The 22,514-nt window shown below is 70.5% G+C and carries 24 protein-coding genes; 15 read left to right on the top strand and 9 right to left on the bottom strand.

The features are described from left to right. Positions 1-26 precede the first annotated feature (26 nt). Together IEY99_RS26785 and IEY99_RS26780 are read left to right on the top strand one after the other, a co-directional pair. Positions 27-233, top strand: a complete 207-nt coding sequence (locus IEY99_RS26785) for a hypothetical protein (RefSeq protein WP_189206861.1) — start codon at positions 27-29, stop codon at positions 231-233. Further along, entirely contained in the window at positions 230-769 is a 540-nt protein-coding gene (locus tag IEY99_RS26780; protein ID WP_189206860.1) for a hypothetical protein, read from the top strand. The genes IEY99_RS26785 and IEY99_RS26780 overlap by 4 nt, the downstream gene beginning before the upstream one ends. A gap of 106 nt (positions 770-875) precedes the next feature. Here the strand turns inward: IEY99_RS26780 and IEY99_RS26775 are convergent, their stop codons facing one another. Further along, positions 876-2,960 carry a heavy metal translocating P-type ATPase gene (locus IEY99_RS26775; protein WP_189207040.1) on the bottom strand — a complete coding sequence of 695 codons (2,085 nt, stop codon included), beginning with the start codon at positions 2,958-2,960 and terminating at the stop codon, positions 876-878. Between the two features lie 961 nt (positions 2,961-3,921). On the opposite strand from IEY99_RS26775, the gene IEY99_RS26770 reads away from it, so the two are divergent. Further along, a complete protein-coding gene (locus IEY99_RS26770; RefSeq protein WP_189206859.1) occupies positions 3,922-4,446 on the top strand; it encodes a peptidase inhibitor family I36 protein in 525 nt (174 codons plus the stop codon). A 186-nt stretch (positions 4,447-4,632) separates the two neighbouring features. On the opposite strand, the gene IEY99_RS26765 is transcribed toward IEY99_RS26770, so the two are convergent. From IEY99_RS26765 to IEY99_RS26750, 4 genes are all read right to left on the bottom strand, one after another. Then, positions 4,633-4,923 (bottom strand): SHOCT domain-containing protein, encoded by a 291-nt coding sequence (locus IEY99_RS26765; protein WP_229799280.1) that lies wholly within the window; start codon positions 4,921-4,923, stop codon positions 4,633-4,635. Beyond that, a complete protein-coding gene (locus IEY99_RS26760) occupies positions 4,920-5,147 on the bottom strand; it encodes a DUF2933 domain-containing protein (protein WP_189206857.1) in 228 nt (75 codons plus the stop codon). Before IEY99_RS26760 ends, IEY99_RS26765 begins: the two co-directional genes overlap by 4 nt. Positions 5,148-5,307: 160 nt before the next feature. Further along, complete coding sequence (locus tag IEY99_RS26755) at positions 5,308-6,252, bottom strand: NAD-dependent epimerase/dehydratase family protein (protein WP_189206856.1); 945 nt, start codon at positions 6,250-6,252, stop codon at positions 5,308-5,310. Next, on the bottom strand, positions 6,249-6,815 hold the full coding sequence (locus tag IEY99_RS26750) for a class I SAM-dependent methyltransferase (protein WP_189206855.1): 567 nt from the start codon (positions 6,813-6,815) through the stop codon (positions 6,249-6,251). Before IEY99_RS26750 ends, IEY99_RS26755 begins: the two co-directional genes overlap by 4 nt. A gap of 83 nt (positions 6,816-6,898) precedes the next feature. Between IEY99_RS26750 and IEY99_RS26745 the strand changes: the two genes are divergently transcribed. The 3 genes from IEY99_RS26745 to IEY99_RS26735 all read left to right on the top strand — a co-directional run bounded on the left by IEY99_RS26745 (position 6,899) and on the right by IEY99_RS26735 (position 10,595). Beyond that, positions 6,899-7,369, top strand: coding sequence for a MarR family winged helix-turn-helix transcriptional regulator (locus IEY99_RS26745; RefSeq protein WP_229799309.1), 471 nt, complete (start codon positions 6,899-6,901; stop codon positions 7,367-7,369). A 308-nt stretch (positions 7,370-7,677) separates the two neighbouring features. Next, positions 7,678-9,156, top strand: a complete 1,479-nt coding sequence (locus tag IEY99_RS26740; protein WP_189206853.1) for a GGDEF domain-containing protein — start codon at positions 7,678-7,680, stop codon at positions 9,154-9,156. Between the two features lie 410 nt (positions 9,157-9,566). Next, positions 9,567-10,595, top strand: a complete 1,029-nt coding sequence (locus tag IEY99_RS26735) for a serine hydrolase domain-containing protein (RefSeq protein ID WP_189206852.1) — start codon at positions 9,567-9,569, stop codon at positions 10,593-10,595. A gap of 534 nt (positions 10,596-11,129) precedes the next feature. Here IEY99_RS26735 and IEY99_RS26730 read toward each other — a convergent pair. Continuing rightward, on the bottom strand, positions 11,130-12,098 hold the full coding sequence (locus IEY99_RS26730) for an AraC family transcriptional regulator (protein ID WP_189206851.1): 969 nt from the start codon (positions 12,096-12,098) through the stop codon (positions 11,130-11,132). Between the two features lie 14 nt (positions 12,099-12,112). Continuing rightward, the gene (locus IEY99_RS26725; protein ID WP_189206850.1) at positions 12,113-13,087 is read right to left on the bottom strand and encodes an AraC family transcriptional regulator; all 975 of its coding nucleotides are present in this window, start codon (positions 13,085-13,087) and stop codon (positions 12,113-12,115) included. A gap of 469 nt (positions 13,088-13,556) precedes the next feature. On the opposite strand from IEY99_RS26725, the gene IEY99_RS26720 reads away from it, so the two are divergent. Continuing rightward, entirely contained in the window at positions 13,557-14,063 is a 507-nt protein-coding gene (locus IEY99_RS26720; protein WP_189206849.1) for an STAS domain-containing protein, read from the top strand. A gap of 422 nt (positions 14,064-14,485) precedes the next feature. Here the strand turns inward: IEY99_RS26720 and IEY99_RS26715 are convergent, their stop codons facing one another. Continuing rightward, positions 14,486-15,187 carry a hypothetical protein gene (locus IEY99_RS26715; RefSeq protein WP_189206848.1) on the bottom strand — a complete coding sequence of 234 codons (702 nt, stop codon included), beginning with the start codon at positions 15,185-15,187 and terminating at the stop codon, positions 14,486-14,488. 374 nt (positions 15,188-15,561) lie between these two features. On the opposite strand from IEY99_RS26715, the gene IEY99_RS26710 reads away from it, so the two are divergent. Together IEY99_RS26710 and IEY99_RS26705 are read left to right on the top strand one after the other, a co-directional pair. Further along, on the top strand, positions 15,562-16,287 hold the full coding sequence (locus IEY99_RS26710) for an ATP-binding protein (protein WP_229799279.1): 726 nt from the start codon (positions 15,562-15,564) through the stop codon (positions 16,285-16,287). 5 nt (positions 16,288-16,292) lie between these two features. Next, positions 16,293-16,640 carry an STAS domain-containing protein gene (locus IEY99_RS26705; protein ID WP_229799308.1) on the top strand — a complete coding sequence of 116 codons (348 nt, stop codon included), beginning with the start codon at positions 16,293-16,295 and terminating at the stop codon, positions 16,638-16,640. A gap of 270 nt (positions 16,641-16,910) precedes the next feature. Here IEY99_RS26705 and IEY99_RS26700 read toward each other — a convergent pair whose 3' ends face one another. Further along, positions 16,911-17,363 (bottom strand): hypothetical protein, encoded by a 453-nt coding sequence (locus IEY99_RS26700; protein ID WP_229799278.1) that lies wholly within the window; start codon positions 17,361-17,363, stop codon positions 16,911-16,913. 126 nt (positions 17,364-17,489) lie between these two features. Between IEY99_RS26700 and IEY99_RS26695 the strand changes: the two genes are divergently transcribed. The 6 genes from IEY99_RS26695 to IEY99_RS26670 all read left to right on the top strand — a co-directional run bounded on the left by IEY99_RS26695 (position 17,490) and on the right by IEY99_RS26670 (position 22,506). Continuing rightward, positions 17,490-18,083 carry a TetR/AcrR family transcriptional regulator gene (locus IEY99_RS26695; protein WP_229799277.1) on the top strand — a complete coding sequence of 198 codons (594 nt, stop codon included), beginning with the start codon at positions 17,490-17,492 and terminating at the stop codon, positions 18,081-18,083. Between the two features lie 193 nt (positions 18,084-18,276). Beyond that, the gene (locus IEY99_RS26690; protein WP_189206843.1) at positions 18,277-18,906 is read left to right on the top strand and encodes a hypothetical protein; all 630 of its coding nucleotides are present in this window, start codon (positions 18,277-18,279) and stop codon (positions 18,904-18,906) included. Positions 18,907-19,147: 241 nt separating this feature from the next. Beyond that, positions 19,148-19,519, top strand: a complete 372-nt coding sequence (locus tag IEY99_RS26685; protein WP_189206842.1) for a YciI family protein — start codon at positions 19,148-19,150, stop codon at positions 19,517-19,519. 574 nt (positions 19,520-20,093) lie between these two features. After that, positions 20,094-21,377 (top strand): pyridoxal phosphate-dependent aminotransferase, encoded by a 1,284-nt coding sequence (locus IEY99_RS26680; RefSeq protein ID WP_229799276.1) that lies wholly within the window; start codon positions 20,094-20,096, stop codon positions 21,375-21,377. Further along, positions 21,374-22,177 (top strand): phosphatidate cytidylyltransferase, encoded by an 804-nt coding sequence (locus tag IEY99_RS26675; RefSeq protein ID WP_189206841.1) that lies wholly within the window; start codon positions 21,374-21,376, stop codon positions 22,175-22,177. Before IEY99_RS26680 ends, IEY99_RS26675 begins: the two co-directional genes overlap by 4 nt. Before the next feature lie 137 nt (positions 22,178-22,314). Next, complete coding sequence (locus tag IEY99_RS26670) at positions 22,315-22,506, top strand: hypothetical protein (RefSeq protein WP_189206840.1); 192 nt, start codon at positions 22,315-22,317, stop codon at positions 22,504-22,506. Positions 22,507-22,514 lie beyond the last annotated feature (8 nt).

Raw genomic sequence — 22,514 nt, 5'->3', positions numbered from 1 at the left:
CATCTCTCCCAGACACGGAGAAGGTCATGGCCAAGCGCTCAGACGACCATCGTGATGGCGACCCCGCCTCCGAGCGGATGCCACGGTGGGTCCGAGTCCTGCTCGTCGTGGTGGGGGTGCTGGTGCTCGCCGTGGTCGCCCATCAAATCTTCGGCGGCGGACAGCATGGGCCGAATCGGCATGTGCCGGCCGGTGGGCTCGGCGCCGTACTGCTGATGGGGCCGCTCGGATGATGCTGCCGCCGGCCGGCCGGCGGGCGGCGTTGACCGCCCACGTGCTGTCCTCGGTGGGCTGGTTCGGGGCGGTCGTGGTGTTTCTCGTATTCGCGATCGCCGGTGTGCGCGAACGCGATCAGGCGATGGCCCGCGCCGCCTATGTGGCGATGGACGTGTCGGTGCGCTACGCGATCGTCCCGCTAGCCTTCGCCTCGCTGATCACGGGGCTGGTCTCGTCGCTGGGCACCACGTGGGGCCTGTTTCGCCATTACTGGGTGCTGGTGAAGTTCCTGCTGGTCGTGGTGGCCACGCTCGTGTTGCTGCTGCAACTGACGCCGATCGGCTATCTGGCTGACCTTTCCATCAGCGCGGGTCTCACGTCCGGACAGTTGCGCGAGGCGCGGTTCTCACTGGTGGTGCACGCCGGCGGCGGTCTCGCGGTACTGCTGGTGGCAACCGTTCTCGCCGTTGACAAGCCCCGTGGGATGACCACGTACGGTCGCCGGCGAGCGCAGGCGACGGCCAGGCAACGCGCGGGGGCCAGCCAACCTTGATGCGAACGCCGCCGAGTCCGGTCAGGATTCACCGACGGGCAGCCGGCATCCCGCACAGGGGCGCGGATTCTGGAAGAACCCGCGCCCCTACCCCAGTAGCCGTCGACTACTGCTGCTGCGGATTGAGGTGCACCCGACGCAGCAGTTGCGCGTTAAGTGCCACGACGATCGTCGACGCTGACATGAGCACCGCGCCGATCGCCGGGCTCAGCGTGACGCCGGCCCAGGCCAGCACACCGGCCGCGAGCGGGATGGCGATCACGTTGTAGCCGGCCGCCCAGGCGAGATTCTGGATCATCTTGCGGTACGACGCCTTCGACAGCCGGATCACGCTGGTCACCGCGCGCGGGTCCGAGGAGGCCAGCACCACGCCCGCCGACTCGATCGCCACGTCGGTGCCGGCGCCGATGGCCAGACCGACGTCGGCGCGCGCCAGCGCCGGAGCGTCGTTGACGCCGTCGCCGACCATCGCCACGGTCAGTCCACGTGCTTGCAGCTCGGCGACCGCCTGGTCCTTGTCCGCGGGCAGCACATCGGCGAAGACCTCGTCCACGCCGGGCCGGAACCCCAGGTCGGCCGCGACGGCCTCGGCGACCGGCCGGGCGTCACCGGTGATCATCACGATCTTCTGGACGCCGTGACCGCGCAGCTGCTCGATCGCCTGCCGCGCCTCCGGCCGGATCTCGTCCTCGAGCGCGAACGCGCCGATCACCTCCGGGCCGCCCGTGCTGGGCAGTCGCACCAGGTGCAGCACGGCCGCACCACGCGCCGACCACTGCTTCGCAGTCTGCGCGAGACTGTCGGGCACGGCGGCGTTGAGCTCGCGCAGCAGTGCCGGGCCGCCCACCGCGTACGTCGTACCGTCCACGACCGCCTGCACTCCCCTGCCGGTCAGCGACCGGAAGTCGGTGGCCGTCGCCCGCGGAGCGCGCTCACGGGCGACCGCGACCAGTGCCCGGGCCAGGGGGTGTTCGCTGTCCGCCTCCACCGCTCCGGCGATGCGCAACACGTCCTGCTCGGTGCTGCCGTCCGCGGCTGCCAGTGCGGTGACCGTGTGGGCGCCCTTGGTCAGGGTGCCGGTCTTGTCGAACAGCACCGCGTCCACGGTACGCATACGCTCCAGGGCGAGGCGGTCCTTGACCAGGATGCCGGCCTTGGCCGACAAAGCGGTGGACAACGCGATCACGAGCGGGATCGCCAGGCCGAGCGCGTGGGGGCAGGCGATCACCAAGACCGTCACGGTACGCACCACCGACTGGTCGAGGTCGCCGAGCGCCCACCACACGGCGAACGTGATTACGGCGGCAGCCGCCGCGATGTAGAACAGCATCGCCGCGAACCGGTCCGCCAGCACCTGCGCCCGCCCGCTCGATGCCTGGGCCTGGGCGACGAGCCGACCGATCCCCGCCAGAGCGGTGTCCTCCCCCACCGCATCGACCTGTACGCGCACCGCCGAGTCGGTGGCCACGGTGCCGGCGACCACCCGGTCGCCCACCGATCGCGCAACCGGCCGCGACTCTCCGGTGATCATCGATTCGTCGAACTCGGCCGAACCGTCCACGATGCGACCGTCGGCGGGCACCCGGCCGCCGGAGCGCACCAGCACCATGTCTGCGACCCGCAGCTCGGTGACCGGCACCCGCTCGACCTCACCGCCGCCGCCGAGGCGTTCCGCGTCGTCGGGAAGCAGCGCCGCCAGCGCGGCCAGGGCCCCCTGCGCCTGGCCGATCGCCTTCATCTCCTGCCAGTGGCCCAGCAGCATGATGGTCACCAGCCCGGCCAGCTCCCACCAGAAATCGAGATCGAACGCGCCCAGACTGGTGGCCAGCGACGCCACATAGGCGACCGTGATCGCCATCGAGATCAGCAGCATCATGCCCGGAGCCCGGTCACGGACCTCGCGCACTCCACCGACCAGGAACGGCCAGCCACCGTAGAAGAAGACGACCGTGCCCAGGACCGGACCGACCAGGTTCATGCCGGGGAAGCCGATCCGGTAGCCGAACCACTCCATCACCATGTGGCTGGTCAGCACGATCGGCACCGTCAGCAGGAGGCTGAGCCGGAACTTGCGCCGGAACATCTCGGGGTCATGACCGGCGTGCTTGTCGTGACCGCCGTGCGCGCCATGCGCCATGTGCCCGTGACCGGTGGCCGCACCACTGTGATCGGCATGGTCATGGGCGGTCATCACGCCGGCGCCGTGGCCTCGGTGCTCACTTTGCGCGCCGACGGACCGGGTGGCCGTGGCGCTGTGGTGCGGGTGGCCCGTCACAGGCGGACGGGACATGTCCTCGCTGTCGTTGGAACTCATTCCCATCACCTCTCCCAGTACCCAACATATACCCCCGGGGGGTATCCAGCAAGACTCGAGGCGTTGTTGCTCCAGTCACGGACCATCTGCGAGGAGACGGCCGCCGGGACGCCAGACGAAGCGGCCGAGATTTTCCGCTGGCAGAGCCCTGCAGGCGGCGCGTTGGCGCAACCAGCGACGTTGTCTGACGCGCGCCGGCACATCACCGCTGCCCTGGCGGCACGTGCGCGCGCCAAACGCCTCCCCTACGCCCAGATCGACTCCGCGACAGGGCAGTTCATCGGCACGACATCCTTCGCTTCGAGACACTGCACGCGGTGCGCGTGGTCCTGGTCACCGACATTCGCAACCAGCGGGCTCAGAACGCCATCGAACGCCTCGGCGCAGTGCGGGAAGGCGTACTACGAAAGCACCGCCGTCGCGCTGACGGCTCGTGGCGCGACACAGCGATCTATTCAATCCTGGACGATGACTGGATCAGGGTAAAGCGCGACTCGAACGAGCCTCCGGCCACACAAGGGTGTAGTCCCCGCCACAGGATCGCTGACCCACCACACTTCCCGCGACAGAACCCTCCGGTTGGCCGCGCTCGGGCGGTTTGAAGTGGCCCCACCGGTACTCGATGGAGTAGCGGTGTGATCTGGCCTCATCCGGAAAGCCGGTGCGAGGATCGACGGATTGTATTCGAAGGCGCCCGGGTGACCCGTTCGCTGGGTGGAGGTGTCATGCCGATCCGAGCCAGGGATGGCCCTCGTCCAGTCGATGTCCAGTTAGGGTCCAGTCGGTGCAGCCTTAATAGAGGGCATCACATTCACCTCGCATTACCGGAGGAACTGAGATGAAGCGCATTCTGGCCGCAATGCTCGCTACAGTCGCCGGGGGGATCGCTCTGCTGGCTACCAGCGGCGCCGCGGCGGTCGCCATCTCCCCTGATGCGACCCAGCAGAAGATCGATAAACTATTGGCCCAGCATCCCGACGCCATTCAGACCAGCAGGAACACTGTCTCCTGGCAGCAGGGCGACGTCGTTCTGACCTTGGCACGCACGAACATCGAGGGAGTCCAGACAGCGGATGCGGCGCCCTGCCCGGACGGCCGGTTCTGCCTGTACGCGGACGCCAACTTCGGCGGCGATTCCGTATCGTTCCGGGACAGGCTGTGCGACAACCGCATCATCAACCTACCCTCGTTCAATTTCAACGACATAACCTCGTCCTGGGCCAACAATACCGACTTCGACGTCGACGTCTGGTCGGACGTCGGAGCCGGCGGCCCTCGTCTCTTCCAGATGTTCACCTTGACCGAAAGTTCGGGACTGCCCAAGAACATCAACGACAGGGCCTCCAGTCTGAACTGCTTCTAGCAATTCATCCCTCTCGCCATGGTGGCCCTGCGAGGCGCCGGGCCACCATCGTGCGTTGCCGAAATTGCCAGCGGATACGGAGATGCAGCCTGTTTCGAACCCGCAGATCGACGCCGGAACCACCTAGGCCTGACGAGCCGTCGGCTGGCCAAGGGCCACAGCCCGTACGCGGCACCAGCGTCCATGTCAGCCGCCGGGTCCGCTCGTCGGTGCCGTCCCACCGAGAACCTGCAGGCGCCGGCCGTACTCCTCCTCGTCGATGTCCCCGCGGGCGAACCGCTCGGCGAGGGTCTGCTGCGGCGTCGGTCCATGCACGACAGGCTCGCTGCGCTGGGCACCGCCGCTGGTGTAGCGGATCAGAGCGACGATGCCGACGATCACCAGCGCCCAGAACAGCAGGCTGCTCATGGCCATGAGGACCATGCCCCAACCACCCATGCCGTTGCCGAAGTACATCATCGTGCCCTCCTTGGTCACCGGTCCTGCGGGCTACGCGGACGACGGGTTCTGGGGGCTTCGTCGGGTGTGCGGTCGCGCTGCTCGGCGCCGTGGGCGCCATGCATGCCCGCCATCATGGCCATCATCATCAGGGGGCAGGCCAGCACCAACGCCCCGACCACCAGCGTGTTCGCCGGCACGCCGAGAGCGATGAGTCCGACGGCGAGGAGCGCCACGGCGATCGCGTACAGACCCAGTCTCATGACATTCCCCTTCCGCTCGGGACACCTCCACCCTGCTCCGGGCAACCGGGGGGCGGGTACCGGCCAACGGCACTTGACGAGGACCGAAGGTCCCTACCGCCGCAGGGATGGGAAGCAGGCTGATGAAGACCGCCGGGAGAACCCCCGGCCGCCGAGCCCGCTAGAGAACTCGGCAGGCACCTCGGCCGGACCCATGCAGCTCGATGCCGACTCCGGGCGGTACATCCGCGAGCGTGGCGACCTGGTGCAGGTGGTGCACGCCCGGCGACAGCCGGGCGCCCAGACGAGCCGCGGTGACGGCGAGGATGGCCGTGGCGTGCGACTGGCCGCGTCCGACGGCCCAGCGCAGGGCGCCGGCGTCGGTGCGGGCCAATGCCAGCCAGGCATCGGTGCCGGGTAGGTGCAGGCCGCGAGGAGCTCGGGCCGCGCCGGGAATCCACGTCAGCAAGGCCAGGGCCGCCATGGCAGTGCGCGAGTCGACGCCGAAGTAGGTGCGTACCGGCACGCCGAGGTCGCGGGTGAGGATGTGCTGGTCGCTGAAGTCGGCGCGATAGAGGCGGCGGCGCCCGCGGTTGGGCAGGTCGAAGGTGCGGGGCCGGGTGTAGTTGCGCACCCGCACACCGGCGGCATCGGTGAAGGTGCGCCCGAGCAGGCGGTAGGACCAGGCGGTAGCTGCGGCGCCGTGCCGCTCTCCCGCGCCGAGGACCACCGCGATGTCCACCGGCGCGGGCCCGTCGGCGCATACCGCGGCGGCAAGGAGGTTGGTCAGACCCGGGGCGAGGCCCACGCTGAGGATGATCGGCCTGGCGGGCGCGAGGCCCTGCAACGCCGCGACGTAGCCGGTGGTGGCGGTGATGTCGACGAACGCCGCCCCGCACTCGGTGGCGACCACCGCGAGAGCCGGATCCTCGGTGCCAGCGGCGTTGACCACCACGTCGATGCCGGTCAGCGCCGCACGGTAGGTGGTCACGTCGCTGAGGTCGACGACCCGGTCGGCGCGGGCGGGGTCACGGCCTGCGACGACGGCCTGTTCTCCGGCCGCGCGCAGCTCGGCGACGATCCGGGCGCCGACGGCGCCGTACCCGCCCAGGACCAGAATTCTCATCGGACACCTGCCGCGGCGGGCACCTCGGCGCGGGTGAACAGCAACCCAGCAGACGTACGCGGCAGCGAGCCGTACGCGGCGGCGGCGAGCCGTCGCCATGGGGCGATCCGGGCGTCGTAGATCCAGATGCGGCCGGTGGGCCGGATCACCCGACGCATTTCGCGCACCGCTCCCGGCACGTCGGTCCAGTGATGGAAGCTGACGCTCGACACGACGAGATCCACGCTCGCGTCGTCGAGGGGCAGGGCCGCCACATCGGCCCGGTCCACCCGCACCCGCTGCCCGAGTCCGGCGTTCGCAGCGCGCCGGTTCGCCACCTCGACCATGCTCGGCGAGACGTCGACGGCGAGCACCGTGAGGTCCGGCCGGGATGCGGCGAGGGCGACGGCGAGGCGTCCGGGTCCGGCACCGACGTCGAGTACCACTCCCCCGGTCGGCGCGGCCGCGGCAGCGTCGGCCAGCACGCGAGCGTGCAAGCGGCCGAAGACGGCACGGGTGAACCGGTCGTAGCCGTGGCCGTGGTGATCGAACAGGTACTGCATGCCGTCCATGGCTGCGCGCATGACGCACTCCCCTGAGTTGTATTGTGCAACTGTCCGGCGAGCCTAGCCGGTCATAGTTGCATGACACAACTGTGAGGGTGACCATGAAGGAAGACTCCGACGTCCTGCAGGTCGGCCTCAGCATGCTGTTCCGGCTACGCGGAGTCCTGGACCCCACCCAAGCCATCCCCGGCCTGAGTGCGTCGCTATCGGAGGCGATGGCGCTGCAGGAACTCCTGTCGCGCAGCGAGGCGACCCAATCCGAGCTGGGCTCCCATCTGGGACTGGAGAAAAGCACCGTCAGCCGGCTCATCGACGCGATGGCCAGCAAAGGGTGGGTCATCAAGGAACGCGACGCGAACAACCGCCGCTATCACAAGGTAAGACTCACCGATCCAGGCCGCCGCACCGCGCTGGAACTCGCCGACGCCATGGGCCGCAGGCACGAACGCATCCTGGCCAGCCTGTCGGAGGCCGAGCGGCACGCCGTGGCCGTGGGACTGCCCGCGCTGGGCCGGGCGATGGCGGCCGAACTCGACCGCGCACGACGCACGCCGACCGAGCTCGCGCCGTGACGCCAAATACCCCTGCAATCCCTCCAACGGCAAAATCGGCCGCACCGCTTTGCCGATGCTCCCATCGCCGTCAGCACCCTGGCCCTCGGCGCCGGACCAGGAGTTCAGGCCGATGGCGCGGCCCGGGGTCGAGCTCGCCCACAACGCTGTAGCCGCGAGGCAAGGACGGCAGCCCGCAGTGCCTCGTGGCCGTGAGGGCTGGCCGCCTGAAGGACAAGCTGACCGGTCGCGGCACGCATGGACCGGCGACCACCGTTCGGCTCCGGTACGGATACCTGATTGCAACGGTGCCGCGCTCGACTGGACCGATGACTACCGGCCAACGTAGGCCGCCCCTTCACCTGTGGTGGCTACTGGGCGGCACCTTCGCCGTCGTCGCGTACTACCTGCTGCCACTCGCCGGCGCTTCCCCGGCCGGCCAGGGTGCCTGGTACTGCGTGATCAGCTCCGGCTCGGCGGCCGCCGTCCTGGCCGGGCAGCGCATGCACCGGCCGCAGGCGCGGGCAGCATGGTGGCTGCTCGGCGCCGGGCAGATCATGTTCACCACGGGCGACATCGCGTACACCGTGATCACGACCAACGACCCGAGCGCAAGCTACCCCGTCGTCGCAAACCTCTTCTACCTCGCTCAGTATCCGCTCGTCGCCGCCGCCCTGGCACTGCTGATCCGGCGCCGCAGCACAGGCAACAACGCGACCACCTTCATCGACGCCGGCACCGTGGCCACGGGCGCGACGCTGCTGTGGTGGACGTACCTGATCCAGCCGATCGTCACCGCCCCCGGCGTCTCGACCGCGGACCGGTTCGCCGCGACCGCCTACCCGGTGATGGACCTTGCCGTGCTCGCCGTCGCGCTGCGCCTCGTCCTCGGCGGCGGCCGCCACACCACGTCGTTCCACCTGCTGACCGGCTTTCTCACGCTCACGCTGCTGGCCGACACCGCGTACGGGCTGCAGACATTGCTCGGCGAGTTCGTCAACGGCAGCTGGCTGGACGCACTCTGGCTGGCGGGGTACGTGCTGCTCGGCGCCGCGGCACTGCACCCGTCCATGCGGCGCATCGACGAACCGGGCCCGGTCAACACCGAGTCGATCTCCCGATGGCGCCTCGGGCTACTCACCGCCGCCGTCATGGTGGTCCCCGCCGTGCTGGTCGTGGAACACCTGCGCGGCTCACGCACCAACCTGCTGATCATCGCCGCCGCCTGCACCGTGCTGTTCCTGCTCGTGCTGGCCCGGATGGCGGGCCTGGTCTCCGCCCAGCGCCAGCTGGCCATCACCGACGAGCTGACCGGCCTGCACACCCGCCGCTTCCTGCAGGAACGCCTCGAAGCCCCACCACCGCGGCCACGTCGCGATGGCGAGACGGGCCTGCTGATCGTCGACGTGGACCACTTCAAACAGGTCAACGACACGTACGGCCACCCGGCCGGCGACCGGGTGCTGATCGAGGTCGCCCGCCGGCTCGAGCAGGCGTGCCGGCGCGACGACGTCATCGCCCGCTTCGGCGGCGAGGAATTCGCCATCCTCGCCGCCGACGTGTCCCGCACCGAGCTGCACGAGCTCGCCGAACGCGTACGCCACAGCATCGTCGCCCAGCCCGTACCCGTGACCACCGGGGTGGAACTGACCGTCACCGTATCGCTCGGCGGCGCAACCACCCCACGCGTGATCCCCGGCTCCGACGAACTGGTCCGCGTCGCCGACGCCGCCCTCTACGCCGCCAAGAACGCCGGCCGCGACCGCGTGGTCCTAGGCCACCCGCCGGCGGCCCCCCTCCCCGGCTGACGCCGCTCGGCACCTCGCTCCCTCCTGGACGGCGGCGACATGCGGCCTTGACCGAGGACATCCGAGCGGCCTGAGCGCCGGCCGTCGGTCACTTTCAGCGTCGCTTGATTTTGCAGCGACTGCGTGTCGTGCGAGTTTCAGCGCCGCTCCGGGTGGTTCCGGTTGTCGGTCGCAGCGAAGATGGAATCCTCGACTCCATGAGGTGGAGGCTCGTCGACCCGACGGCGTCCGGATCTGCCGGTGACGGTGGGCCTTTCGCATCCGCAAATGCCGCCGCTGCCGACGTGTGGACGGTGGGGTTGGGAATCGCGAGCGGTTCCCGTACCGAGCCGGCTAGAAATTCGATGGCGGGTTGCCGGACGTTCAGCTAGACCAATGGGTGCACTCACGTGGGTGCCCGAGGGGGATTCATGGACTGGCAGCAGCGCTTGACCGCGATCCTGGACGAGGAGTCGGCAGCCGACCGGTTCAGCGGAATGGTCCTGGTCACCCGGCGCGATGAGACGCTATTCACCGGTGCTTACGGTCTGGCCGACCGGGAGCGGAAGACACCGGTGACCATGGACACCCGATTCCGGATAGGGTCGATCACCAAACTGTTCACCGCCACCTCGATCGTGCGACTGATCCAGGATGGTCGGGTGTCCGTGACCGACCCCATCGGCCGGTACCTACCGGACTACCCGAACGCCGAACTGGCCGCCAAGGTCACTGTGCACCACCTGCTCACCCATACCGGCGGCACCGGCGACATCCTCACCGACGGCTACTGGGACCGCCGAGACGAGATCCGTACTCCGGACGACTTCATCGCCCTGTTCGGCCGCCGAGCCCCCACCTTCGAGCCCGGCAGCATGTACGACTACAGCAACTACGGCTACATCCTGCTCGGGGCGATCATCGAGCGCACGACCGGCCACGGCTACCTGGCCGACTTGGACACCGCTGTGCTGCGTCCGGCCGGCATGACCCGCTCCGGCAACAACCCCAGTGAGCCACCGGCCCCGGACCTGGCCATCGGCTATCACGGCGACGAACTCACCCCGAACACCGACTACCGGTCGCTACTGGGCAACCCGGCCGGCGGCGCCTACGCCACAGCCGGTGACCTGCGCCGGTTCGCGCTAGCGATCCTGCATCACGACCTGTTGGACGCCACACACACCGACCTGCTGACCACCGGCAAGGTGAACGCGGGCTTCAACGGGCGGCAGGCGTACGGGTTCCGCGAGCAGACCGTACACAGCATCCGGGCGATCGGTGGCACCGGCGGGTTCCCCGGCGCAAACGCCGTGCTGACCATCCATCCCGCATCGGGGCACGTCACGGTGGTGCTGGCCAACCTGGACCCACCGGTCGCCCTGCAGGTCGCCCAGTTCATCGACTTCGCGTTACCGGCCGCCGACCTGCTACCCGGTGCATTCGCTGCTCAGCCCTGACCGGCCACCGCACCACGGCCCGGCGGCACCGGCTCGAGGAGCGGCTGTTGATCCCGCGGGTCCAAGTTTCGGTTTCACGGGTGCCTCACGTTCCCGAGCAGGACGGGACTTCTGCCCAGGCCCCGTCGGCATGACCATGTGGTCCGCATGAGTGCCGATGCAAGGCGCCGGAAGCCACCGCTGCGGCGGATCCGGCTGCGCGGGGACGCCCTGGCCATCGACGACCGCAGCGCCATCACGCTGGATGTCGACGCGTTCACCCGCGCGTTCGACGAGCCGCGCGTCGAAGCCTGGGCGCCCGCCTTCGTCGCCGCGCAGGAGCGCCTTCTAGTCGCTGCACCTGTGGCTGGCCAGCCAAGCCCATCCGTAGGGGCTGATCGCCGTCGACCGCGAGCTCACTCCGAGCCTGCTCGACCCGCAGAACCGGGTCGTCTGCCCTACCCTGCTAGCCACCGACTCGCTCGCCTACGTCGTTGCTGGACGTACTCAGACGGTTGCGGTTGCTGGTTCCGGCAGTGGGCCGGTCTTCGCGGTCTAGCGGCGCAGGGTCTGTGACGGGGTGATGCCGTAGGTGGTGCGGTATTCGGCGGTGAATCGGCTGTGGTTGGCGAAGCCCCAGCGGGCGGCGATGGCGCTGACGGTGGCGCCGGTGGTCGGGTCGGCGGCTTGCAGGTCGCGGTGGGCGTGGTCGAGTCGTACACGGCGTAGATAGCCGGTGGGGGTGGTCTCCAGGTGGCGGCGGAAGGCGAGTTGCAGGGTGCGGATGGTGACGTGGGCGGCGGTAGCGATGTCGGCGGGGCTGATGGCGTGGTGGGCGTTGTCGTCGATGAAGCTGATGGCGCGGCGCAGGTTGGCCGGGTGGGCGTCGTGGCGGTCCTCGATGGTGGGGTCGGTCAGCGCGGTGTTCGGGAACGTGGTGAGGGTTGCGGCGGCGAGCAGCTGAGCCGTGCTGGCGAGGATCAGCGGCGCTGCAGTTTCGGCGTTGCCGACCAGTTCGGTGGCGTACGCGCGGACGTTCCACCACTGCGCTGCCGCGGGCGCTGATATCGGGTCGAGGCTGGTGAATTGGATCGGTTCGGGCCGCCGGCCGGGGGCGGTGGCCGCGACCCGGGCCAGCACGCCGGGGTCGAGGACGGCTGTGGTGAGCCTTCCGGGTAGCCACCGCATCGTGTAGGGCTGATCGGGGTCGGCGACGATGAACAGGTCCCCAGGGGCGTAGCGCTGGTCGGCATCGCCACACGCGCGCTGCATCCGGGAGGTAAGTGGCCGGGTGATCAGAATCGCGTGCAGTGGCGCGACACGAAAGTCCAGGCTGGTGGACTGCTCGACGTCATCCAGGGCGAACACCCCGGCGCCGATGCGGTGGTGGCGCAGCCACGGCCGGTCGATGTCGCTGTGCATGTGCATACCGCTGTACGTGCTCCTGAGGAACTGCTCGATCGCGTCCGCGCCGGTGAGCGTGAGCGTGGTGGTCTGCGGGGCGGTGGCGTCCGCCGTGGTCATGGCGTCGTCTCCGGTCAGGTACGCAGAGTCCGGCTGGGCGGCTGGCCGTAGGTGGTGCGGTAGTCGGCGGCGAAGCGGCTCATGTCGGTGAAGCCCCAGCGGCGGGCGACGGTGGCGACGGTGGCGCCGGTGGTGGGGTCGGCGGCTTGCAGGTCGCGGTGGGCGCGTTCGAGCCGGACCCGGCGCTGGTAGCCCAGTGGGGTGGTGTCCAGGTGCCGGCGGAATCCGGCTTGCAGCGCGCGGACGCTGACCCCGGCCGCGGCGGCGATGTCCGCGGCGGTGACCGGGTCGGCGGCGTGCGCGTCGATGTAGGCGACCGCGCGGCGCACCGTGGCGGGCGGGACCCGGCCCGGGCCGGGAACGTAGTCGACGGTCATGGTGGTGTTCGGGAACACGCTCAGCGCCGCGGCGGCCGCGGTGTCGATTGCCGCGCTCAGCAGCAGCGCGGGTACGCCGGTGTCGCCGGCAGTGGCCAGCAGCTCGGTGAGGTGGGTGTGGGTGGCCAGCCACAGCCGGTTCATCGCGGGGGATACGGCGGTCATCGCGTCGAACCGGAAGTCGGCCGGTGCGACGCCGAGCTGGTCGGCGAGCCGGGTCACCGCCTCGGCCGGGAACTGCGCCACCTCGTAGGCCGGCCAGTCCTGCACCATGTCAAGACCAGCGGGGGGCAGAAACAGTGCCTCGCCGCCGCCGACTCGGCAGCGTTGCCGCCCCGCGGAGACGTCGAATCCGCCACGGACCATCCTGATGATCAGAATGGTCTCGTGTGGATCGGCGCTGATTGCCATGCACGCCTGGTAGCTGACCCGGTCGATGCTCAGCACGCCGGCCCTGGCCAACTGCGACCGGAACCCGAACTGGTGACCGTGTCCCATGACGCGGGGAACGTGATCGGTGTATCGCTGATTGATGATCTCCCGCACCCAGTCCAGGTCGCTGGAGCGCACCGAGGCATGCTCGATCGGCACGGGAGACGCCGGTACGGACATCGCCACTCTCCTTTTCCCTGGACACACCGGGAATGCGTGCCGAACGTCGTACTTACCCGCTGGACGCAGTCCACCCTCAGTCCAGCGACGCTCGTGCGTCAACCCTGGCGTCACCTGGAAGCGTGGACGACCCCACCGCCGCATCTCAGCGCGCTCTGCGGTGGCTGGCCACGCGCAGCGCGCGCAAAAGCGCTCGGAACGGCGCCGGGCCGCTGCGGACGAGCACGCCCCGCCGGGCCGCAGCTGCCCCGACCGCCGCAGCAGCCGCTTGTGCCCGGCGCGAGCAGCTGCGCAGCAGCGCTGTCGGGCATGCGCACGCGGCCACTTCGCCCACCACACAATCACCGGCCGAGAACTTCGCCTCATGACCTAGCCGGACTGCTGAGGCCCGGACGAGCATGGACAGGACTTGGACCGGTGCGGCCAGCCATGCCCGCTGCCGCGGCGACACCGACCCGAGGAGGCATGGATGGCCGACGCCGCCGAACCGGGCTCGATCGACATCGCCGCCCCCGACCCGGCCACCCCGCACACAGCGACGCTGCACGCCGGCGGCGAATTCGACCTCGACAATTGTCAGAAGATCGCCGCCGCGGTTCGTGACATGGTCATCGCCGGCCACCGCGCGATCATCGTGGACCTGCGCCGCGTCACGTTCATCGACGCCGCGACCGTCAGAACCCTGCTCACCTGCCACGCCCTGGTCCGCGACGCCGGCGCCACCATGGCCATCAGCAACGCCACCGACGCCGTCGCCTGGGTCCTGAACCTCACCGCCACCCCACACGACGACCGGCGCGACGCCAGCCCGGAACCGAAGGTCGAGGACAGACCGCCCTCCGGCCGCCGCGGGCGCACCACGCCGGCCTCCCCCTGCACCGTAAAGGAAGTAGCCGCCACATCCGCGGCGCTGATCGATCGGGCCCACGCCCTGCTGGCAGAAAACCGCCGAATCCGCGCCATGCTTGATCGCTGACCACTGCACCAGCCGACGCTTCCACCGGTCGTCCCGCGCCGGGCCGGCCCTTGTGGATCTCGCGGCGCAGCCGGCATGAGGACCGTGTCTGCACGCGAGATCCTCGCCTCAGCGATCCCTCCGGTCAGTGCACGAATCTTGCATCAAACGCACGAGGCGCTGCAAAGCCGCAGGTCAAGCGGGTCCATCAGGGAAGGTCAGCACTGTTGCGCTCGCCCATGCCAGAAGGTCAGAAACACGAAGCTTCTTTGCATTCAACGCAACTCCGCGACCTCGCCGATGCTTCTCGTGATTCGCGGCAACTCTTCGCCGAGGTCACCCGATTGCGTCGCGGCTTGCTGGATCGGCAGGCGGGGCGGCAGCGCGGACATGCACCTCATCCCTTCACGAGGCTGCACCCGAGTACGCGTGAAACGTTGCATCTACCCGCACAACGAAGTCCACCATCGACCCGGTTTGCCGCCGACGTCAACCGAGGGTCGCCTGAAGACATGGATGACATCCCGGACGCCCGTCGGCGCGCCCTCGAACGGCGCGCCGACGCCGAGCAGGCGCGCTACCGCGCCGAACAGCGCCGAGCCGTCGCAAATCGGTTCGGTCGCCAGGCCGCCGACGCCTGTGCCGCCGCCCGTCACGCCCGTGCCCGGGCCGAGCAGCTCCGGAGCAGCTGCCGTGGTCAGCCCGCGACCGACGACTTCGCCCACCGCACAGTCACCGGGCAGAACCTCGTCTGATGACATCTGGCCGCCGGCCGCGCCACGATCACCCTCGACGTGCGCCACGTGATCTTCATCGACGCCGCAACCATCGGCACCCTGCACACCTGCCGCGCTCTCGCCACCGGCACCATACCGCTTGTGACGCGGTGGATTTAGGGCAAGTCGGCCATTGTTGCCGGCTGGTTCTAGGCGGATTCTGGAGGCGTGTTGCGCGACGACCGCGGCGCTGCCACCCAGCTTGATCGGGCGGTGGTGTTGTGTGAGGAGGTGGCCAGACTCGCCGGTGCGATCGCGGACACTGAGGAGCAGGTCGCGGCGGTTCGACGGCAGATGGCTGCCTTGGATCCTGGGCGAGCCGGGGAGCACCTCGCGGCCGCCGCGGCGGCCGAACGGTTCGCCGCGCATGAGCGCCGTGAACAGTCCCGCTGGCGGGTAGGAGGAGAGACGGGCGGTCGAGGTCCACGTTAGTGGCTGCCTCAGAACCTGTTTCCGCAGGCAGAGCGACCGCCGGTGTGACGAGAGGCGTTCGAGGAGTCGGCACTGTGACGCAGATGCGAACGGTTGTGACCATAGCCGCCGCATTGGCAAACTTCTGGTGACGGCGCCGCGGCGATGCGGAGCTCTGGCTGGAAGGCCGCAACTTGGTGCATGAAGATCGACGTGGCCGGGCCGGCGGACGCATGGCCCGGGGCAAGCGTCTGGTACCGCCGTATCTATTGCATCGCAACGAGCCCGGCCGGGATGCCGGTGTCAGCGCCACGTTGGACATGGAGTCGTCGGTGGCGGTGCTGGCGGTGCACGGCACCTACGTGCTGCGGCTGCAACGCGATGCTCACCTCGCGGTTCGTAAGTGCCTGAGCGGGCATCCCGCCGGTCTCATCGCCGACCTGCAGGAGCTGGATGATCCGACGGGTGCCAGCGCGGGTCTGTGGCTGACAATTTGCCGTCGGGCCGAGCGGATGGATCCGCCGGTGCAGGTGGTGGTGTGCGCCCCTGCGGACAGCGAGGTCGCGGCGCGGCTGCAGCGATGGGGCGCGCGGCGGTTCCTTCCGGTGTTCGCCACTATGGAGCAGGCCCGGGCCGCGGCGTGCGAACGGCGACCGTTGACCGACCGGATCGTGGTGCGGCTTCCCGCCGGGCCGGGCACGGCGGTCCCGGCCCGGCGCGCGGTCACCGAGGCGTGTGCGGCCTGGCACCTCGGCGATCTCGCCGACCGGGCCGAGCTGGTGGTTTCGGAACTGGTGGCCAACGCCGCGCAACACGCCGGCACCCCGATCACCCTGGTCGTGTCCCGGCGGGGCACCGGCGTGCACCTGATGGTGCACGACGGTGATCCGATTCTGCCCCGGCTCCTGGCGGTGCTCCCGACACCGGCGGGCGTGCTGCCGTCACGCGGGTTGGGGCTGGCGGTGGTGCACGCGGCCGCCACCGTGTGGGGTGCGATACCCACCGCGCAGGGCAAGGCCGTCTGGGCCACGATCCGGCCCGAGGTCGCGAAGCGGTGACGTTCATGCAGTCTTCGGCCGCCCACGACCCCACGGGTGCAGTCCGCGTCACGACGGCGGTCAGTACCGAGTTGACTATCCGACTCACCGGTGAACTCGACCTGTCCACCATCTCGGCATTGGTGGACGAGCTCCACGCCGTGCTCGCCCTCGGGCCGGTCGGGCCGGTCGTGGTGGATCTGACCGGCCTCGCCTTCTGCGACGTTGCCGGGGCCCGGGCCTTGGCGAGGCTGGCCGAAGCGGTGGCCGGCCATGGCGACCCTTTCCACGTCCGCGGCGCGAGCCCACGTCTGCGATGGCTGTTCCACCAGATCGGAGCCGAGCTGCTGCTGTCCGGCCCCGCCAGTCCATGACGGGGCCGGCCACAGCTGCCGGGTCGTAGGGCTGCAGCGTCGACTGACGCCGGTCCCCAGCTCAGGATTCGCGGCACGCCGAAGCCGGTCCGGCTCGGTGGTCCAAAGTCGGGGCCAGCGCCACCGATGCCGCCCGGCTCCCGCACCCGGCACACCGCCACCCGCCACGTGGGACTCCCCTCAGCCACCGGCCAGGCGACGTCGGCTGGCCTGGGCACAGTTGGTAGTGGATGGTCCGCTGGAACGCACTCCGAGCGACATGTGGTCGCGTCAGCCGGAGGCTCGGATCTTCTCTGCGGCGCTGCGCAGCAATCCCGGTGCCAGGCGACGGTGGATGGCTGACAGCGGTGGCCAGGCGCCGCGTCCCAGGCTCCGGTCGTAGTGCAGGAACGTTCCCAGCGACACCCGTCCGTCGGTTGCCTGGATGACGAGGTTGGCGCTGAGGAACCAGGAAGCGGCCTCGAGCCGGACCCAGTCCGGGCCGTGTCCGGTGATCTGCCAGCCGGCCACGGTGGTGGGCGATCGTCCTCGGCTGAGCTGCAGCCCGAGCAGACCGCGCCAGATCAGCCGCTCGGCGAGGCTGGGAACGTCGCCGAACATCGCTCGGGCCCACCGCTCGGCGTTGGCGTCGACGTGCGTGGAAAAGGTGAACTGGTCGGCGTAGTCCACGGCGCGCAACGAGCTGAGCGCGCGGATGCGCTTCGAGATCTTGCGGGTCCCCACAGTGCCGACTACGAAACCTGACGTCATCGCATTCCCCCGATCTTGTATACGATGCCGTATATGACGAGGCTAGCCTCTTTTATACGGTGGCGTATAGATGAGGCTGAGTGTGAGGTGGGACACATCGTGGGCGCGACGCGTACGCCACGTGACAGGTGGATCGAAGCGGGACTGCGAGCGCTCGCAGTCGGCGGCCCGGATGCCATCCGGATCGAGGCCTTGGCCAAGGAACTGGGCGTCACGAAAGGCGGGTTCTACGGGTTCTTCGCCGACCGTGACGCGCTGCTGCGGGCGATGCTCGACGTGTGGGAGCGCGAGAGCACCGACGAGGTGATCGAACGCATCGAGCGAGAGGGCGGCGATCCGACGACCAAGGTTCAGCGCGCGGGTCAGCTCACCTTCTCCAGCGATCGCCTGCTCCCCATCGACCTCGCCATCCGGGACTGGGCCCGACGCGACGAGGCGGTCGCCGAGCGCCTGCAGCGGGTCGACAATCGGCGGATGGCGCTGCTTCGCGAAGCGATCGGCACGTTCTGCTCCGATGCCGATGAGGTCGAAGCCCGCAGTCTGCTCGCCTTCTGCGTGGCGATCGGCGAGCACTACCTCGCCGCGGACCACGGCGACCGCACCCGCGCCCAGGTCCGCGCCCGTGCCGCCGACCTCATTCTCAACCGTCGCGCACCGGGCACCGGCCCCGATTCGGCGCATCGACCGGCCTGACAGGAGTCGATCAGGAAGGAGGGGTCCGCCCGGCTTACCCACGACGCGGGCCGCACCGGCCGAACCGGCGGTGCTTGGTTCCAGCGCTGGCCAGCGGGGCGCTGACCTCGTGGCAATGGCACGAATCGGCGAGGTGCGGGAAGGCGGCGGGCGCCTAGCCTCACGAATGGTTGCCGCTCCCGAGGAGAACATCATGGAACCCCACCAGCCGACCCGCACCATCGACCGGCGCCTCACCGTCGCGCTCGTCTTCCTCGGCGTGCTCGCCCTGCTCAGCGCCATCGCCGCCATCGCCATCGTGGTGCTGGACGGGCCGGACGGCCGACAGCAGCAGGCCGCCCGGGACCGGGCCGGCACCGGCACGCGGGCCGACCTGAGCAACATCTCGTCGACACCGCCCGTGAGCCAACCCCCGACCCGCGACCACCAGGCGCCGGCCGCGGCCGGGACACCCGCCGGCGGCGGCCACCACGCCCCGAAGCCGGCCGGCCCGCAGATCGTCTACTTCCGCGTCCAGCAGCAGCCGAGGTGCGACACCGCCGGCAACCACACGCCCGCCACCGTGCAATGGAAGCTCAGCGGCGCGACCGGCGCCGCGCTCTCGGTGGACAATCCCGGGGTGGTCGGCAGCTACCGCAGCTACACCGGCACCACCGGCACCGAGACGCTCAACTTCTCCTGCGGTGGGGGGCCGGGGAGCACCGAGACCCACGTCTACACCCTGTACACGGTCGGCGGCGGGAAGCAGCGCTCCCAGACCATCAACGTCTCCGCCACCGTCCCCGGCGCCCCGCCGAGCCCGGCCGCGTCGACGACGCCCTGATCCGCGTACCCCGGTACAGGCCAGGCCGACAGCCTGCCCTTGACGTACCAGTGCGCCCTGACTCCGTTTGGTGAGCCCGACCTCTCCTCGACGCCGGCCGCGTGCGTCGACGCACGGCCGGGCGCCGCGCGGCGGAGATCCCGCGAAGAACTTCCCGGCATGGCGTCGATTCCGGGGCGGGTCGTTCGTAGAACACACGACAGGTGGCCGCCGGAGGCCGCCGCGACCAGGGAGCCATGCGATGACGCGGTACGTGATCTCGTTCGACGACGGCGCGATGGACCACATTCCCGAGCAGGACCTGCCCGACGTGGGCAGGGCCGCGCACGCGGTGATCCAGGAGGCCATGAACGCCGGCGTGTGGGTGTTCGGCGGCGGACTGCAGAGGCAGAGGGCGAGCGTCGTGGCCATGGACGGAAGCGTCACCGACGGGCCTTATCCGGAGACCAAGGAAGTCATCGGCGGGCTCGTGGTCGTCGACGTGGCCGCACGCGAGGAGGCGCTGGCGTGGGCTGCCAAGATCGCCGCCGCTTGCCGCTGCGCGCAGGAGGTGCGGGAGCTCATGCCCGACCCCGAGATCGACGCGATGCTGCGCCAGGCCGCCGGGCGATGACCGTCCCGGTGGAGTGACCTCCACGATTCCGGTACGGGTACTCATGTCATGCGGCGCGGCGATGCCCGAGGCTGAACGGCCCGAGCAGCCAGGAGGCAGCGCATGCACACACCCATGCTGGAACTGCGAGCCGCGACCGCCGCCGACCGGCGGTGGATCTACCGGGTCCGCCACGACGTCTACGCCGCCGAGCTGGGCCAGCATTCGCCCCAGCCCGGCGGCATGATCACCGACGGGCTCGACGCGGGGAACGTCTACCTCGTCGCGGCGTACGGGTCCGAGCGCGTCGGCTTCGTCAGCGTCACGCCGCCCTGGTGGGGCCGCTACTCCCTGGAGAAGTACGTTCCCCGCGACGAGAGACTGGTCGCGGACGACCCGTTCGAGATCCGGGTCCTCACCGTCACCGCGCGGCGGCGGGGCTGCCTCGCCGCACCGGCGCTCATGTGGGCGGCACTGCGCTGGATCACTTCCCGCGGCGGCCGGCGGGTGGTCGCCATGGGGCGCACCGAGATCCTCGACATGTACCGGGCCGTGGGGCTGCGGGCCGTCGGCCGGCGCATCACCGCGGGGGGCGGTGACCTTCGAGGTGCTGGAGGGCGCCGTGTCCGACCTGGCCGACCGGGCCCTCTCCCGGTACGGCGGGCTGCTGCGCCGGATGGCGGGCGCCGTGCGCTGGGAGCTGGACGTGCCGATGCTGCCCGGTGCGGGCGCGTGCGAGCACGGCGGCGCCTCGTTCGACGCATTGGGCGCGGATTTCGCGACGCTGCACCGCCGGCACGAGATCGTCGCCGCGGATGTGCTCGACGCCTGGTTCCCGCCCGCGCCGGGGGTCGTGGCCGCACTGGCGGAGGACCCGGCCTGGAGCGCGCGTACCTCGCCGCCGACCGGCGCCGAGGGTCTGGTCGCCGAGATCGCGACGCGCCGCGGCCTGGCGCCCGGCACCGTCGCCGTCGGGGCCGGCTCCTCCGATCTCATCTTCCGGGCGTTCCGCGGGTGGCTGGACCCCACGAGCAGCGTCCTGCTCGTCGACCCGAGCTACGGCGAGTACGCCCACGTGGTGAGCAGGGTCGCCGGGTGCCGGGTGCGGTGGTTGCCGGTGCGGCGTGCCGACGGCTGGCGCATCGACCCGGACGCGCTGCGCGCCGCCCTGCGCGACGGCCCCGACCTGGTCGTACTGGTCAATCCGAACAACCCCACGGGCCGCCTGCTCCCGGCCGGCCAGCTGCGCCGGCTGCTCGACGAGGCGAGCGAGCGGACCCGGGTCTGGGTGGACGAGGCGTACGTGGACTACGCCGGTGCCGGGCAGTCGCTGGAGGCGTACGCGGCCGGCCGGCCGAACGTCGTGGTGTGCAAGTCGCTGTCGAAGGCGTACGCGCTGTCCGGGATGCGCGCGGCGTACCTGGTGGCGGCGGAGCCGATCGCCGCCGAGATCCGGCGGTGGACGCCGCCGTGGGCGGTGAGCCTGCCCGCGCAGCTGGCGGCGGTCCGCGCGCTGCAGGACCCGCGGTACTACGCCGGTCGCTGGGCGCAGACGGCGACCCTGCGCGCCGAGCTGGCGGCCGGCCTCGCCGGGACCGGTCCGGGCGTCGAAGTGGAACAGGCGCTGGCCAACTTCGTGCTGATGACGCTGCCGCCGCACGGTCCGGGCGCGCCCCGCCTGGTACGCGAATGCCGGCGCCACGGTGTCTTCCTGCGCGACCTGTCCCCGGTGTCGCCGGCGTTCGAGGGGCGTACCGTGCGGGTGGCCGTGCGCGACACGGCCGCCAACGCGCGGATCGTCGACGTGGTGGCCGAGGCGCTGCGGACGTTGTCGCCGGCGGGCTCGCCCCGCGCGGGCGCCGCGCCGGGGCGGGCATGACCGGCGCCCGCCACCTGGTGCCCTATCTCGGCGGCGGGCTGCTCGCTGCCGGGGCGGTCGTGCTGGTGTCCCGCCGGCGCGAGTTGCTCCTGCGGTGGTGCGCGTGGGCGGTCGGTGTCCCGGTCGTCGTCGGCGCCTTCCTGCTGGGTCCGCCGGGCACCGCCGCCCTGGCCGGTCTGGTCGCCGTCGTGTGTGCCGCCGAGTACGCCCGACTGGCGGCCCTGCCCCGGCCCGACCGGGTGGTGCTCACTGCCGTGGTCCTCGCGACGGTGGTCGCGGCCTGGCTCGAACCGGCGTGGCTGCCGCGGCTGCTCGCCGTCGGGATGCTGGCGGTGGCGCTCGTGCCGCTCCTCGCCGGCGACGGCGCCGACGGCTTCCGCCGGCTGACCCACGGCGCGTTCGGCGTGCTCTGGCTGGCGCCACTGGCCCTGGTCGTGGTACTCGGCCCCACGGCGCTGGTGCTGTTCGTGGCCGTCTCGGTCGCCGACGTGGCCGCCTACGTCGGCGGACGGCGGCTCGGCGGCCCGCGCCTGTCACCTCTCTCCCCGGCCAAGCGGTGGAGCGGCGCCCTGACCGGCGCGATCGCCGGGGCCGCCACGCTGGTCGCCCTGGGCGCCGGGACCCTGCCTCTGATCACCGCGGTGGTGCTCGGCGCCCCGCTGGGCGACCTGGTGGAGTCGATGCTCAAACGGGGGCTGGGCGCCAAGGACTCCGCGAGCTGGCTGGCGGGCTCGGGCGGCCTGTTGGACCGGGTGGACTCGCTGCTGCTGGCACTGGTCATAGCCGCCGTGTCGGCCTGAACCGGTCGTCTGCCGCCCGAGCCGCAAAAGACCGGCCACTGATCACTGGGCGCGGTCGGATGGTTGCTGATCGCTGTGTGTCGATCGTCTCCGGCTCTTGAAGGGCACCGGTGGGCATCAATGACTACCATCGCCGCGTGCAACGGGGGAACTGGGAACAGACAAGCGACACGCAGGTGCTCGGCCTGCTACGACCGGGTGTGTTCGTCGATCGGCGGGGGGCGCGACGCCGGCTGCTGGGCGCGGCCGGCGTACTCGTGGCGGCCGCGCTCACCGCCTGGCTCGCCATCATCGTGGTGAGCGTCGTCGTCGCGGCGGCACCGTCCTGAGCTCATGG

It is taken from the genome of Couchioplanes azureus, from assembly GCF_014648355.1.
In the GTDB taxonomy this organism is placed as follows: domain Bacteria; phylum Actinomycetota; class Actinomycetes; order Mycobacteriales; family Micromonosporaceae; genus Actinoplanes; species Actinoplanes azureus.
Note: the sequence above shows the minus strand (reverse complement) of the source record. Positions and strands in the feature narration are given on the sequence as shown.

Bases quoted from the DNA above. Each gene is read 5' to 3' on its own strand.
- IEY99_RS26785 (WP_189206861.1), top strand. From the start codon at position 27: ATGGCCAAGCGCTCAGACGACCATCGTGATGGCGACCCCGCCTCCGAG.
- IEY99_RS26780 (WP_189206860.1), top strand. From the start codon at position 230: ATGATGCTGCCGCCGGCCGGCCGGCGGGCGGCGTTGACCGCCCACGTG.
- IEY99_RS26775 (WP_189207040.1), bottom strand. From the start codon at position 2,960: ATGACCGCCCATGACCATGCCGATCACAGTGGTGCGGCCACCGGTCAC.
- IEY99_RS26770 (WP_189206859.1), top strand. From the start codon at position 3,922: ATGAAGCGCATTCTGGCCGCAATGCTCGCTACAGTCGCCGGGGGGATC.
- IEY99_RS26760 (WP_189206857.1), bottom strand. From the start codon at position 5,147: ATGAGACTGGGTCTGTACGCGATCGCCGTGGCGCTCCTCGCCGTCGGA.
- IEY99_RS26755 (WP_189206856.1), bottom strand. From the start codon at position 6,252: ATGAGAATTCTGGTCCTGGGCGGGTACGGCGCCGTCGGCGCCCGGATC.
- IEY99_RS26750 (WP_189206855.1), bottom strand. From the start codon at position 6,815: ATGCGCGCAGCCATGGACGGCATGCAGTACCTGTTCGATCACCACGGC.
- IEY99_RS26745 (WP_229799309.1), top strand. From the start codon at position 6,899: ATGAAGGAAGACTCCGACGTCCTGCAGGTCGGCCTCAGCATGCTGTTC.
- IEY99_RS26740 (WP_189206853.1), top strand. From the start codon at position 7,678: ATGACTACCGGCCAACGTAGGCCGCCCCTTCACCTGTGGTGGCTACTG.
- IEY99_RS26735 (WP_189206852.1), top strand. From the start codon at position 9,567: ATGGACTGGCAGCAGCGCTTGACCGCGATCCTGGACGAGGAGTCGGCA.
- IEY99_RS26730 (WP_189206851.1), bottom strand. From the start codon at position 12,098: ATGACCACGGCGGACGCCACCGCCCCGCAGACCACCACGCTCACGCTC.
- IEY99_RS26725 (WP_189206850.1), bottom strand. From the start codon at position 13,087: ATGTCCGTACCGGCGTCTCCCGTGCCGATCGAGCATGCCTCGGTGCGC.
- IEY99_RS26720 (WP_189206849.1), top strand. From the start codon at position 13,557: ATGGCCGACGCCGCCGAACCGGGCTCGATCGACATCGCCGCCCCCGAC.
- IEY99_RS26715 (WP_189206848.1), bottom strand. From the start codon at position 15,187: ATGCGCGGCGAACCGTTCGGCCGCCGCGGCGGCCGCGAGGTGCTCCCC.
- IEY99_RS26705 (WP_229799308.1), top strand. From the start codon at position 16,293: ATGCAGTCTTCGGCCGCCCACGACCCCACGGGTGCAGTCCGCGTCACG.
- IEY99_RS26690 (WP_189206843.1), top strand. From the start codon at position 18,277: ATGGAACCCCACCAGCCGACCCGCACCATCGACCGGCGCCTCACCGTC.
- IEY99_RS26685 (WP_189206842.1), top strand. From the start codon at position 19,148: ATGACGCGGTACGTGATCTCGTTCGACGACGGCGCGATGGACCACATT.
- IEY99_RS26675 (WP_189206841.1), top strand. From the start codon at position 21,374: ATGACCGGCGCCCGCCACCTGGTGCCCTATCTCGGCGGCGGGCTGCTC.